General features: G+C 38.2%; 10 protein-coding genes. 4 read left to right on the top strand and 6 right to left on the bottom strand.

Features of this window, described 5'->3' with window-relative positions; genetic code table 11:
• Positions 1 to 66: 66 nt before the first annotated feature.
• The 3 genes from infB to rimP form a co-directional block, all read right to left on the bottom strand.
• On the bottom strand, positions 67 to 3,087 hold the full coding sequence (gene infB, locus ELS83_RS17695; RefSeq protein WP_171596875.1) for a translation initiation factor IF-2: 3,021 nt from the start codon (positions 3,085 to 3,087) through the stop codon (positions 67 to 69).
• Positions 3,088 to 3,156: 69 nt separating this feature from the next.
• A complete protein-coding gene (nusA, locus tag ELS83_RS17690) occupies positions 3,157 to 4,389 on the bottom strand; it encodes a transcription termination factor NusA (protein ID WP_216616656.1) in 1,233 nt (410 codons plus the stop codon).
• Between the two features lie 20 nt (positions 4,390 to 4,409).
• Positions 4,410 to 4,874 carry a ribosome assembly cofactor RimP gene (gene rimP, locus ELS83_RS17685; protein WP_171596874.1) on the bottom strand — a complete coding sequence of 155 codons (465 nt, stop codon included), beginning with the start codon at positions 4,872 to 4,874 and terminating at the stop codon, positions 4,410 to 4,412.
• A gap of 345 nt (positions 4,875 to 5,219) precedes the next feature.
• Here rimP and ELS83_RS17680 point away from each other — a divergent pair, with 345 nt between their 5' ends.
• From ELS83_RS17680 to lpxA, 4 genes are all read left to right on the top strand, one after another.
• A complete protein-coding gene (locus ELS83_RS17680) occupies positions 5,220 to 6,479 on the top strand; it encodes an HD domain-containing protein (RefSeq protein ID WP_171596873.1) in 1,260 nt (419 codons plus the stop codon).
• Positions 6,480 to 6,697: 218 nt separating this feature from the next.
• Entirely contained in the window at positions 6,698 to 7,738 is a 1,041-nt protein-coding gene (lpxD, locus tag ELS83_RS17675; RefSeq protein WP_171596872.1) for a UDP-3-O-(3-hydroxymyristoyl)glucosamine N-acyltransferase, read from the top strand.
• 42 nt (positions 7,739 to 7,780) lie between these two features.
• The gene (locus ELS83_RS17670) at positions 7,781 to 9,172 is read left to right on the top strand and encodes a bifunctional UDP-3-O-[3-hydroxymyristoyl] N-acetylglucosamine deacetylase/3-hydroxyacyl-ACP dehydratase (RefSeq protein ID WP_171596871.1); all 1,392 of its coding nucleotides are present in this window, start codon (positions 7,781 to 7,783) and stop codon (positions 9,170 to 9,172) included.
• Between the two features lie 67 nt (positions 9,173 to 9,239).
• Positions 9,240 to 10,022, top strand: a complete 783-nt coding sequence (gene lpxA, locus ELS83_RS17665) for an acyl-ACP--UDP-N-acetylglucosamine O-acyltransferase (protein ID WP_171596870.1) — start codon at positions 9,240 to 9,242, stop codon at positions 10,020 to 10,022.
• A gap of 295 nt (positions 10,023 to 10,317) precedes the next feature.
• Here the strand turns inward: lpxA and ELS83_RS22880 are convergent, their stop codons facing one another.
• From ELS83_RS22880 to ELS83_RS17655, 3 genes are all read right to left on the bottom strand, one after another.
• Complete coding sequence (locus ELS83_RS22880) at positions 10,318 to 10,779, bottom strand: hypothetical protein (protein ID WP_488153816.1); 462 nt, start codon at positions 10,777 to 10,779, stop codon at positions 10,318 to 10,320.
• Positions 10,780 to 10,916: 137 nt separating this feature from the next.
• Positions 10,917 to 11,963 carry a thiamine-phosphate kinase gene (gene thiL / locus ELS83_RS17660; protein ID WP_171596869.1) on the bottom strand — a complete coding sequence of 349 codons (1,047 nt, stop codon included), beginning with the start codon at positions 11,961 to 11,963 and terminating at the stop codon, positions 10,917 to 10,919.
• Between the two features lie 58 nt (positions 11,964 to 12,021).
• A complete protein-coding gene (locus ELS83_RS17655) occupies positions 12,022 to 13,092 on the bottom strand; it encodes an efflux RND transporter periplasmic adaptor subunit (protein ID WP_171596868.1) in 1,071 nt (356 codons plus the stop codon).
• Positions 13,093 to 13,097 lie beyond the last annotated feature (5 nt).

Below are 13,097 nucleotides of genomic sequence, written 5' to 3'. Positions count from 1 at the left end.
TCTCTGGTATAAAATAAAAAAAAAGCAGCCCCTTAGGACTGCTTTTACATATCATTGAATTGTTTCTTACAATTTCTTCTGAATTTCTACTTCTTCGAATGCTTCTACCATATCGCCAACTTTGATATCGTTGTATTTGTCGATATTCAGACCACATTCGTATCCTTTCACAACTTCTTTCGCATCGTCTTTGAATCGTTTCAACGAACCAAGTTCTCCGGTGTAGATTACAATACCGTCGCGAATCAGGCGGATCTTAGAGCTACGCTTGATCTTACCGTCACGAACAATACATCCGGCAATTGTACCCACTTTAGAGATTTTGAATGTTTCAAGAACCTCAACAGTAGCAACAATTTCTTCCTTAATTTCAGGAGAAAGCATACCTTCCATTGCCGATTTCAACTCTTCAATTGCATCGTAGATGATTGAGTACAGACGGATATCGATCTCTTCCTTCTCAGCCAGTTTACGCGCACCAACCGATGGACGAACCTGGAAACCTACGATAATTGCATTCGAAGCTGTCGCAAGCATAACATCCGATTCCGAAATCTGACCCACTGCTTTGTGAATTACATTCACCTGGATCTCTTCAGTAGATAGTTTAATTAATGAATCAGAAAGTGCCTCGATAGAACCATCCACATCACCTTTCACAATTACATTCAACTCCTGGAAGTTTCCAATTGCGATACGACGACCAATCTCGTCAAGAGTAATGTGTTTCTGAGTACGAAGACCTTGCTCACGCTGTAGCTGCTCACGTTTGTTTGCAATACCACGAGCTTCTTTCTCGCTCTCCATTACATTGAAGTTGTCACCCGCTTGTGGTGCACCATTCAATCCAAGAATCAATGCTGGTTCCGATGGACCTACTGCATCAATCTTGTTTCCACGTTCGTTAAACATGGCTTTTACGTGACCAGTGTAGCTACCTGCAAGTAATACATCACCTACTTTCAAAGTACCAGCTTGGACCAATAGTGTTGTTACATAACCACGACCTTTATCAAGCGATGATTCGATTACAGAACCAACTGCACGCTTATTTGGATTTGCTTTGGCTTCCAATAATTCAGCCTCAAGCAATACTTTTTCCAATAAATCTTCGATATTGATACCATTCTTTGCCGAAATCTCCTGGCACTGGTATTTACCACCCCAGTCTTCAACCAGGTAGTTCATATTTGCAAGCTCACCTTTAATTCTTTCAGGATCTGCTCCATCTTTATCAATCTTGTTAATTGCAAATACAATTGGTACACCTGCTGCACTTGCGTGATTAATCGCCTCAATGGTCTGTGGCATTACGTTATCATCGGCAGCTACAATAATAATAGCAATATCTGTTACCTGGGCACCACGAGCACGCATCGCTGTAAAGGCTTCGTGACCCGGAGTATCAAGGAAAGTAATTTTTCTTCCATCATCCAATGATACATTGTATGCACCAATATGCTGGGTAATACCTCCGGCCTCACCGGCAATTACGTTGGCATGACGAATGTAATCCAAAAGGGAAGTCTTACCGTGGTCAACGTGACCCATCACCGTAACAATTGGTGGACGTTCTAATAAATCTTCCTCTTTGTCTTCTTCTTCTTCAATTGACTCCTGAAGTTCAACACTTACGAATTCTGCTTTGTATCCGAATTCATCAGCAACAATGGCAATGGTTTCTGCATCCAATCTTTGGTTGATCGATACAAACAAACCTAACCCCATACATGTTGCAATAATGTTGGTTACAGGAACTTCCATCATGGTTGCCAATTCGTTTACTGTAACGAACTCGGTCAACTTCAGAATGTTCTTTTCTGCTGCAGCCTGTTCAGCTAATTCAGCTTGTTTAGCACTAGCTTGCTCTCTCTTCTCACGACGGTGCTTCGATCCTTTCGATTTACCACCTTTCGAAGTTAATCTTGCCAGTGTATCTTTAATTTGCTTTTGTACATCTTCCTCGCTAACCTCTTTTTTAACTGCTTTTTTCTTCTTCAGTTTTTTGAATTTGTTAGCTTGTCCACCTTGGCCCTGCTGACCACCTGGTCTTCTTTGTCCCTGACCTTGCTGACCACCTTGTTGTTTGCCTTGACCTTGCTGCTGACCACCTTGTTGCTTACCTTGACCCTGACCCTGGTTGCCAACATTCACTTTTTCGCTATCCTTTTTAATTCTTTTGCGTTTTTTGCGTTGCTGGTTTCCTTGCTTGTCTTTGTTCGAGCTAGGTTTCTTTTCAACTGGTAATTCAATTTTTCCAATTACCGTAGGACCAGAAAGTTTCTGGGTAGAAGATTTGAAAATTTCTTCTTTAGCAGCTGGTTTTTCCTGAGCTTGTGGCTCGCGGGTTTCTTCCTTGGCTGGTTGTTTTGCTTTAGGCTGAGGTGTCGACATTTTCTTCACTTTTCTCTCCTCTTCCTTCTCCGCTTTTGTCTTTTTCGTAGGTCTTGTTTTTTGGTTCAATGAGTCCAAATCAATTTTCCCTACTACTTTTAGCTCTTCCTTGTTGTCGTGCTTTTCAGTCTGAGCTGGTTCCTCTTTTTTAGGGCTTTCCATTTTAACAGTTTGATCATCTTTTGCAGGCTTAGCCGGCTCTGATGGTTTTTCAGTAACTTCTTCTTTAACGGGCTGAGGTTTTTCCTCTACCTTTGGAGTTTCTACAGGTGCAGGTTTCTCTTCAGGTTTCGAAGGAGCTTCACTTTCTGTTTTTTCTTGTTTCGCTTTAGGCTTTAATGCATCTAAATCGATTTTACCAACAACCTTAACAGGATTTTTTTCTGGAGCTTCTTCTTCAGTTCTTTCAACAGTTTCTTCTTTCGTACCTTCTTCCGATCCTGGATCAATCGATACAGTTTCTTTCTTTTCTCTGGTACTCTTTAAATTTACTTTCTCCGATTCTTTTTTAAGATTCAAATCAGAGCTATACTCTTTTGCCAGAATATCATAGGCGTCATCTGAAACTTTGGTATTTGGATTTGAATCAATCTCAATCCCTTTTTTGTTCAGAAAATCGACAATAGTAGATATCCCAACATTGAATTCTCTTGCTAGTTTACTAAGTCTTATATTTTTATTGACTTTTGCCATATTTTGAAGTTAACTGTTAAAATGTGCCGTTTTCAATAATTTGTGAGGAACTGTCTCAAATCAATCTGACTATTCAAATTCGGATCTAAAAATATCTAAAATTTCGTTAATAGTCTCTATTTCAAGGTCAGTTCTTTTCTCTAGTTCTTCAGCTGAAAGTTCCAATACGCTTCTTGCAGTATCGCAACCAATTTTCTTTAACTCATCGATAATCCATGAATCGATTTCGTCAGTAAATTCTGAAAGATTAACATCTTCCTCAGCTTCCTCTTCAGTCTTCTCACGATATACATCAATTTCGTATCCGGTTAATTGACTTGCCAGTTTAATATTTAAACCACCTTTACCAATTGCCAGTGATACTTCTTCTGGATTCAGATAAACATCTGCTCGAGCATTTTCTTCATTAATTTGAATTGAAGAAATTTTAGCTGGATTCAGAGCTCTGGTGATATACAACTGCTTGTTGGCAGTAAAGTTGATCACATCGATATTTTCGTTTCTCAACTCACGAACAATTCCGTGAATTCTTGATCCTTTCATACCCACACATGCTCCTACAGGATCAATTCTTTCGTCATACGATTCAACAGCAACTTTAGCTCTTTCACCTGGTATGCGAACAATTTTCTTGATGGTAATCAATCCATCAAAAATTTCAGGAACCTCAAGCTCGAATAATCTTTCAAGGAATACCGGAGAAGTTCTCGAAATGATAATTAACGGACTGTTGTTTTTCACTTCTACACGAATTACAACAGCTCTGATCGATTCACCTTTACGGAAATAATCAGAAGGAATTTGTTCTGTTTTAGGAAGGATCAATTCATTTCCTTCATCATCCAAAATCAAAATTTCCTTTTTCCAGATTTGGTAAACCTCACCAGTTACGATTTCACCAATTCTGTCTTTATAATTGTTAAAAATATTATCCTTTTCCAATTCCAGGATTCTTGCCGAAAGATTCTGGCGCAAAGTCAAAATCGAACGTCTACCGAAATCAAGGAATTTAACCTCGTCGGTTACCTCTTCGCCAAGCTCGTAATCTTCATCAATCTTCTTGGCTTCAGTAAGAGAGATCTGAAGATTAGCATCTTCAACTTCTCCATCTTCAACCACTTCGCGGTTTCTCCAGATTTCAAGGTCACCTTTATCTGGGTTGATAATAATATCGAAATTTTCATCGGTACCATAGTTCTTTAAAAGAAGATTTCTAAATACATCTTCTAAAACACTCATCATGGTAGCACGATCGATGTTTTTCAATTCTTTAAATTCTGAAAAAGTCTCAATAAGATTCATGTTATTCAGCTATTTACTTGTTAAAAAGTAATGATATCTTTTGTTGATTTTATTTGATCAAAAGCAAAACTGTAGGCATTCACAACAACTTGTTTTTTCTTTTTGCCTTCCACTTTTACTTTCTCTTCAACTTCAATTTCTATTTCGTTTTCACCAACTGTAATTAACTTGCCTTTGTGTTTCATTCCGTCGGTGGTAAGCACTTCAACATCTTTTCCAATGTTTTTCTGGTATTGTTGAATTACTTGAAAGGGTTGACCTATTCCTGCTGAAGCAACTTGTAGTTCAAAATCTTCTGCGTCACGGTCAAAGTTCTTTTCGATTGCACGACTTAACTCAATACAGGTGCTAATTGGTACACCTTCCATACTGTCAATCATTACCGAAATTGCATTACTTGCAGATACGCTTACGTCCACAATAAAGAGGTTGCTGTCAGCAATTTCTTTTTCAACAATTTCAAGTACAATTTTTTTATCAATCATATATCGGTTAATGTCAATAAAATAGGGGACTTTCTGCCCCCTAAAGTACACGTTATTCTTACTTTTCGATGCAAAATTAGAGATAAATGTTTTAAAAAACAAATGGCATTCCTCTAAATTATTGTATTCTAACTGCTAAAGAAAATTTTTTTGAAATATTATTGCCGATTTTTTCGAAAAAATGGAGGCGAAAATTCTGTTAATAAACAGTACGATAAATATTTAATGAAGCTCGTGAAGGAGTTATTTCTAATTTAAATCATAAAATCTGAGAAGGAATTTCAATACGATAGGCTTTTAGGCTGTGTTTTTATACATTTGTTTACAACCAAAATGCATCTGTTTATGTCTGAACAATTTACCCCAAAGAAAAAAATTGTTAACGATCCTGTTCATGGCTTTATCCATATCCCAAGTGGAATTTCCTACGACATGGTCGAACATCATTACTTTCAGCGATTAAGGCGAATCAAACAATTGGGTTTGACTTACCTGGTTTTTCCGGGTGCATTTCATAACCGTTTTCAGCATGCATTAGGTGCTACGCATTTAATGGGTTTGGCTATTGAGGTATTGCGATCGAAGGGGAATGAGATAAGTGAGAAGGAATCGGAGGCTGTTCATGCAGCTATTTTACTTCACGATATTGGGCACGGTCCGTTTTCGCATGCCCTCGAATACAGCATTGTAAATGGAATTACGCATGAGAAGCTATCAGAATTGTTCATGAACAGGCTAAACAAGCAGTTCGAAGGCGAATTGGATACTGCCATACAGATTTTTAAAAATGAATACCCAAAGCGTTTCCTCAACCAGTTGGTGTCGAGTCAGCTCGATATGGACCGTTTGGATTATCTAAGAAGAGATAGCTTTTTCTCTGGCGTTACCGAAGGAGTTGTGGGTTCGGCCAGAATCATTAAAATGTTGGATGTACGCAATGATAACCTGGTAGTAGAAGAGAAAGGGATTTATTCGATCGAAAAGTTTTTAATCGCCCGCCGATTAATGTACTGGCAGGTTTACCTGCACAAAACCGTTATTGCTGCGGAAGAAATGTTGGTATATATATTAAAGCGTGCAAAGTATTTGGCCGAACGTGGCGAAAAACTATTTGCCACCCCTGCACTTCGATATTTCCTGTATAATAAAGTAGGCATTGACGATTTCGAGAGCGAAAAACCACTGCTGAATGGCAAAAGTGCCCTCGATGTTTTCGCCGAGCTCGATGATGATGACTTGATGGTGTCTATTAAGGTTTGGTCGAACCATTCGGATAAGGTGCTTTCCTATTTGTGCAAATGCATTCGCGACAGACAACTGTTTAAAATCGAGATTCAGAAAACTCCATTTACACCCGAATATATTAGTAAGGTAAGAGCTGGTATTCAGAAATACTTCGGATGTTCTGAACATGCCCTCGATTTTATTGTGATTCATGGCATGATCAGTAATAATGCATACAGTTCGGGCGATCATATCAATATTCTTCACAAAGACGGCTCTATTTGCGACATTGCCGAAGCATCGGATATGATGAATATTGATGTACTATCCAAAACGGTAAAAAAATACTATTTGTGCTATCCTAAAATTGAGATTTTGTAATGTTTAATCTGTTGTGTTGTAAATATCAGAAAATGAGAGTGAATCGCGATAAGTTTGCAGTCTGAAAAGCAAAAAAATTTTATGTGCATGAAATAATTGTTAGATTTGCAGAAATTTTTTTCGTATTAATCAGATATATTGGACGATGTGCGCCTAATAAAAAATGAGTTTTCGGAATGATTAATTCCAACTTATTATCTGATATAAAACCAGAACAAATGAACTTTACAGCGCAAGATATTGCAGAGTTTCTACAAGGTGAGGTTGATGGCGATGCTTCGGTAGCCGTGAACAATGTTTCCAGAATTGAGGAAGGAAAGCCGGGAACTCTTTCTTTTTTGGCAAATCCAAAGTACGAACATCATATCTACACAACCAACTCATCCATTGTTTTAGTAAACAAAGATTTTAAGGCTGCCAAAGAAATAAAGGCGACTTTAATTCGTGTTGAAGATGCTTACCAGGCATTGGCCCAGTTGTTGGAAATGTATGAGCAAAGCAAGCCTCAGAAAGTAGGAATTGAAGAGCCTTCTTTCGTAAGTAAATCGGCCACAATTGGCGATAAGATTTATGTGGGAGCCTTTGCTTATGTTGGTAGCAATGTAAAGATTGGAGAGAATGTAAAAATTTATCCACATACCTATATCGGCGATAATGTAATTATTGGAGACAATACAATTTTGAATTCTGGCGTTAAGGTGTATGAAAACTGTAAAATCGGTAATGATTGTATCATTCATTCGGGTTCGGTAATCGGAGCCGATGGTTTTGGTTTTGCTCCTTCATCGGCAAACGATTATAAGAAAGTTCCACAGGTTGGGAATGTAATCCTGGAAGATCATGTTGAGATTGGAGCCAATACTTGTATCGACCGTGCAACAATGGGATCTACCATTATCCGTAAAGGCGTTAAACTGGATAACCTGATACAGGTGGCTCACAATGTTGAGATTGATGAGCATACTGTGATTGCATCGCAAACCGGTATTGCCGGAAGTTCTAAAGTTGGAAAGAACTGCATGTTTGGTGGTCAGGTTGGTATTGCTGGTCATTTGTCAATTGCCGACGAAGTAAAAATAGCAGCACAATCGGGTATTGGCCGAAATATTAAAAAGCAGGGCGAAGTTCTGCAAGGATCGCCTGCCTTTGAATTTGGTCCATATCAAAAATCATATGTGTTGTTTAAAAATCTGCCAAAAATGAGAGAGCAGATTATGGATTTGGAAAAGCAAGTAAAGAAGCTGGAAGAGGAAAAATAGGGGAATTCCGTTTTCCGGAAACAGAATAAATATTAAGAGTTTATGGCTGATAAGCAGAGAACATTAGCAAAAGAATTTACTTTAACAGGAAAAGGTCTTCATACCGGATTGGAAGTTTCCATTAAGTTTGTACCTGCTCCTGAAAATCACGGATACAAATTTAAGAGAGTTGATTTAGAAGGCGAACCAGTAATTGATGCAAGTGCAGAATATGTTGGGGATACTTCGAGAGGAACTGTACTTGAAAAAGGGGAATGCAAAGTTCAAACCATCGAGCATGCCTTATCGGCATTGTACGGTATGGGAGTTGATAACTGTATGATTGAGATGAATTCTCCTGAACCTCCAATTTTGGATGGTAGTGCAAAATTCTATGTGCAAGGTATAGAAGAAGCAGGAATTGTAGAACAAGAGGCAAAACGTGAATACTTCGTGGTAAAAGAGCCAATTGTATACAAAGATGAAGCTCGCGGTTCTGAACTAACAATTCTTCCGGATAATGAGTATAGTGTTGACACCATGATTTCTTTCAATTCAAAGGTGTTGAACAATCAGTATGCTCGATTAACATCATTGAAAGATTATAAAGATGAAATTTCGATGTGTCGTACATTTGTTTTTGTACGCGAATTGGAATTTCTATTAAATAACAATTTGGTCAAAGGGGGAGATCTTGATAACGCCATTGTTATCATGGACCAAATGATGGAACAAAAAGAGTTGGATCGTATTGCCGACCTGTTTGACCATCAGCATGTAGAAGTAAAAGAAGGAATTTTAAGTAACCTTGAGCTTTACTTCGCAAATGAGTGTGCTCGACACAAACTATTAGACGTGATTGGCGACCTTGCCCTTTGTGGTAAGTTTATTAAAGGAAAAGTAATTGCTTCTTGTCCTGGTCACGGTCCAAATACCCAAATGGCAAAATTATTAATCAAACGAATAAAAAAAGAAATGGGAAAAGATTCAGTTCCGGCTTATAACCCAAACCAAGAGCCTGTTTTAGACATTAACGGGGTAATGAAACTATTGCCTCACCGTCCTCCATTCTTGTTGGTTGATAAAATTATCGACATTCAGGATGATACAATTGTAGGTGTAAAGAATGTTTCTATGAACGAGCCTTTCTTCGTAGGACACTTCCCTGGAGAACCTGTAATGCCAGGTGTTCTTATGGTTGAAGCGATGGCACAGTGTGGAGGTATTCTAGTATTAAGTCAGGTAGAAGATCCTGAAAATTATTCAACTTACTTCTTGACTCAGAACAATATTAAATTCAGAAAGAAAGTTGTTCCTGGAGATACTCTGATTTTTAAATTGCAATTTTTGTCACCAATTCGTAGGGGAGTTGCTAACATGCGCGGTTTAGCTTTTGTTGGCGATACTATTGTTGCTGAAGGTGAGTTCATGGCTCAAATCGCAAAAAATAAATAAGATTTAACTACTACAAGGCAAATTTCTGGTGTGGCAGAAGTTTGTGTAACACGTAATAAATAAAAAAATGAAGCAACCGTTAGCATATGTACACCCTGAGGCAAAAATCGCTGATAACGTAGTGATTGAGCCATTCGTAACAATCGATAAGGATGTAGTAATTGAAGAGGGTACAAGAATTGGTTCCAACGCAACAATTTTGGAAGGAACCAGAATTGGAAAAAACTGTAATGTATTTCCTGGAGCAGTAATTGGTGCTGTGCCACAGGATTTGAAATTCCGTGGTGAGAAAACTACAGTTGAAATTGGGAACAACACAACCATTCGCGAGTGTGTTACCATTAACCGTGGTACTGCTGCAAAAGGCAAAACCATTGTTGGTAACAACTGTTTGTTGATGGCCTATGTTCATGTTGCACACGACAGTATTGTGGGTAACAACTGTATTATTGGTAATGCAACTCAGATTGCAGGTGAGGTAGTAATCGACGATTTCGCAATTTTAAGTGGACTTGTTGCTATTCACCAGTTTGTTCACATTGGTTCTCATGTTATGGTATCAGGTGGATCTTTGGTTCGCAAAGATATTCCTCCATACGTGAAGGCTGGTCGCGAACCGGTTTCTTACATCGGTGTAAACTCAATTGGTTTGCGTCGTCGTGAGTTCGGTAACGAAAAAATCCGCGAAATTCAGGATGTATACCGTTACCTGTACCAAAAAGGAATGAACAACTTTACAGCATTGGAAGCTATCGAAGCTGAAATGCCTGCTTCACCAGAGCGTGACGAAATTATTCTGTTCGTGAAGAACTCTAAGCGTGGTATCATGAGAGGATACTTCCCTGAGTAAAGAACACAACAGTTAGGATATATAAAAGTGAGATCTTCTTTTGAGGGTCTCATTTTTTTTAAAAATTGCTCTAGCCGCAAAGGCTCATACTTTTTCCATTGATGAAAAAGTATGCAAAAAATCTAGGGCGTGTAAGATCAAACTACTTCTGCTTGAAAACTATAAGTGCGGCGGGAGGATCTTCGAACAAAGTTCTCAGCTATCCCGTCTTACTAAAAGTTTTCTGCTCATAAGCAGCTTAACCTTCCAATGCCCACAAAAACAACGAAAATCGTAAAGAGGGATTGGATGAGATTTAATACAATTTTGCCTTCTCCAAATCAGGACACTTTTTTTCAATGGCTATTTTTAGATCATTCTTGATCACCTTCCATTCTTCTCTGTGCGATTTTGTGTCGAAATACTGGATTCGATATCTTTGATCTATAGTTTGAATGACAATTTTCTCATAAATAGATTTGGGGTTCTGATCGATCCTAACCCATTTAATCTGATCCCATTTAATAGTGTATTCCTCATATTGGATATCATCTGGTGATATGCTTAATGTTTTAATCTGAACTCTCTTTCTTGTGAGAAAAGGGAGGATAATGGCAAAAAGTATGGGAGATGAGAAGAGAATAAATATCGACCAGTTAATTGAAGGCCTAATGATTCCAATTAATAGAAAAGAGAAAAATAATAATACGATCAATAAGGAAAGAATAATGAAGAGATAAGGCCCTTTGGCTAGGTAGGTGTAAGAGTAAGTTTTCATTTTATGAAGAAATAGAGAAAATTCACACATTTTCTCTGCTTTATATTTTGGGTGTGCAAATTTTCAGATAAAGGGGAAGACCCAATTACTGTATTCCCCTCATTTACTCATTCACTCACCCCTCATTCACTCAAAAATTACTCCTCTTTCAAAGGATTCCACCCTTGTGCCTGCAATGCAATTTCGCTATTGTCGCGGGTGATCATGTAAATGCCTTTCTCGGCCTCGGTAATGTGACCAATTACTTTTACATCTTCCATTTTTTCTACATCGTCGAATTTCTCCAATGGCACGGTGAACAACAACTCATAATCTTCGCCACCATTTAACGAAAAGGTACTGTAGTTCATGTTTAATTCTTCGGCCATTTTGTGGGTTTCGTAATCTACCGGAATTTTCTCCTCGTAAATCTGACATCCTACTTTCGACTGATCACAAATGTGCATCAACTCCGACGACAAACCATCCGAAATATCAATCATAGAGGTCGGCACAATCTTCGCTTCTTGCAATCTTTCGTAAATGTCTTTTCTGGCTTCTGGTTTTAGCTGGCGTTCCAAAATGTAGTCGTGACCCGATAAATCAGGTTGCATGTTTGGATTGTTCTCGAAAATGGCTTTTTCGCGCTCCAACAATTGTAAACCGGCATATGCTGCACCAAGATTACCGCTTACGCAGATCAAATCGTTTACTTTTGCACCACTTCTGTATGCCAGCTCTTCCTCTTTGGCTTCGCCAATGGCAGTAACCGAAATGCACAATCCGGTTAGCGATGATGTTGTATCGCCACCCACCAAATCGACGTTGTAATTTTCGCAGGCCAAACGGATTCCATCATAAATTTCCTCAATCGCCTCTACCGTAAATCGCTTCGAAATGGCAATGGAAACAGTAACCTGCTTCGGACAAGCATTCATGGCATAAACATCAGAAACATTTACTGCAATACTTTTGTATCCCAGGTGTTTTAATGGGGTGTACATTAAATCGAAATGGATTCCTTCCACCAGCAAATCGGTAGTTACCACCGTTTTTTTGTCTTGATGATCCAAAACTGCAGCATCATCGCCTACACCTAGTTTGGTGCTGCTATGGTTTATTTTGATGTTTTTTGTCAACTGCTTAATCAAGCCAAATTCTCCCAATGTTGAGATATCTGTTCCTTGTGCTTTGTTTTCCTGCATAATGTCGCCTATATGATTTGCGTGCAAAGGTAGGGAAAAAATGGAGATTTATTTTGGCTTAATTTTTCTGAACAACAACTTTATCTTCCAGGCTTAAACCATCTAATATTTCAATTCTAAGACCATCGGATAATCCTGTTTTCACTACTCTTTTTTGTTTTTTATATTGCTCATCAAGAAGCTCTACATAAATACTGTCGTTCTTAAAAATCAGGTTTCGTTCTTTTATGGTGAGAACACTATCCCGCCTGTCAAGAATCATTTCTGCAACAGCTGAAAAACCGGGATAGAGTTGAATGTGTTTGCCATTACTAACTTTGGCTTCAATATCGAATTTCATAATCCCATTTTCCTCTTTGGCTTTGGGCGTGATGTGAGTTAATTCAGCCGTAATGTTTTTGTTTTTTAAAGCACTAATTTCCAGGTTGAAAATCATTCCCTTTTTCAAATATGAAATGTCAGATTCATTGACTTTGGCCTTAAAAATAAGGCTTTGTAAATTGGCAATACTCGCCAAGTTGCTTCCTTCGTTGAAGTTATTACGTTCGGTAATACTCGCACCTTCTTTTAAAGGAATTTCAAGAACGGTTCCCGATACGGTAGAACGTATAAAATTAGGAATGTTTTCCTGATCTTTTGAATATCCTGTTTTGATGATTTCCAGTTGCTTTTTTGCAGATTTTAATTCCTCCTGGCTGATTAAATAGGCATCGGTATATTGATCAAATTCTTGTTCGGCAACTACTTTTTTTTCATAGAGCTTTTTGTATTGCTCATATTCTTTTTTGCACTTGTTATAATTGATTTGACAGGTGGTAAGCGTTTTCGATGCAGTCTCAATATTTTGAGGATTTGGCAGTACACTCACTTCAGCTATTAAATCGCCTCTTTTTATGGTATCGCCCGCTTTTACATGTATCTGTTTTAGAATTCCTGAAATTTGGGATTTAATTTGAACCTCTCTTTCGGGTACAAGGTAGCCTGAAATAAACTGTTTTAACTCAAGATCAGTGAAGCTAGCTTGTTCTGTATTGCTAAAACGATATTTATTTTTGCTTTGGTGTAACCATACAAATCCAACACAAAGGGATAGGATAATCAAAGTTATGATGAGGCTTTTGTTTTTCATGTTGC

Origin of the sequence: Marinifilum caeruleilacunae, assembly GCF_013141825.1 — a bacterium.
Classification (GTDB): domain Bacteria; phylum Bacteroidota; class Bacteroidia; order Bacteroidales; family Marinifilaceae; genus Marinifilum; species Marinifilum caeruleilacunae.
Note: the sequence above shows the minus strand (reverse complement) of the source record. Positions and strands in the feature narration are given on the sequence as shown.

Bases quoted from the DNA above. Each gene is read 5' to 3' on its own strand.
- rimP (WP_171596874.1), bottom strand. From the start codon at position 4,874: ATGATTGATAAAAAAATTGTACTTGAAATTGTTGAAAAAGAAATTGCT.
- nusA (WP_216616656.1), bottom strand. From the start codon at position 4,389: ATGAATCTTATTGAGACTTTTTCAGAATTTAAAGAATTGAAAAACATC.
- ELS83_RS17680 (WP_171596873.1), top strand. From the start codon at position 5,220: ATGTCTGAACAATTTACCCCAAAGAAAAAAATTGTTAACGATCCTGTT.
- ELS83_RS17670 (WP_171596871.1), top strand. From the start codon at position 7,781: ATGGCTGATAAGCAGAGAACATTAGCAAAAGAATTTACTTTAACAGGA.
- lpxA (WP_171596870.1), top strand. From the start codon at position 9,240: ATGAAGCAACCGTTAGCATATGTACACCCTGAGGCAAAAATCGCTGAT.
- infB (WP_171596875.1), bottom strand. From the start codon at position 3,087: ATGGCAAAAGTCAATAAAAATATAAGACTTAGTAAACTAGCAAGAGAA.
- lpxD (WP_171596872.1), top strand. From the start codon at position 6,698: ATGAACTTTACAGCGCAAGATATTGCAGAGTTTCTACAAGGTGAGGTT.
- thiL (WP_171596869.1), bottom strand. From the start codon at position 11,963: ATGCAGGAAAACAAAGCACAAGGAACAGATATCTCAACATTGGGAGAA.
- ELS83_RS17655 (WP_171596868.1), bottom strand. From the start codon at position 13,092: ATGAAAAACAAAAGCCTCATCATAACTTTGATTATCCTATCCCTTTGT.
- ELS83_RS22880 (WP_488153816.1), bottom strand. From the start codon at position 10,779: ATGAAAACTTACTCTTACACCTACCTAGCCAAAGGGCCTTATCTCTTC.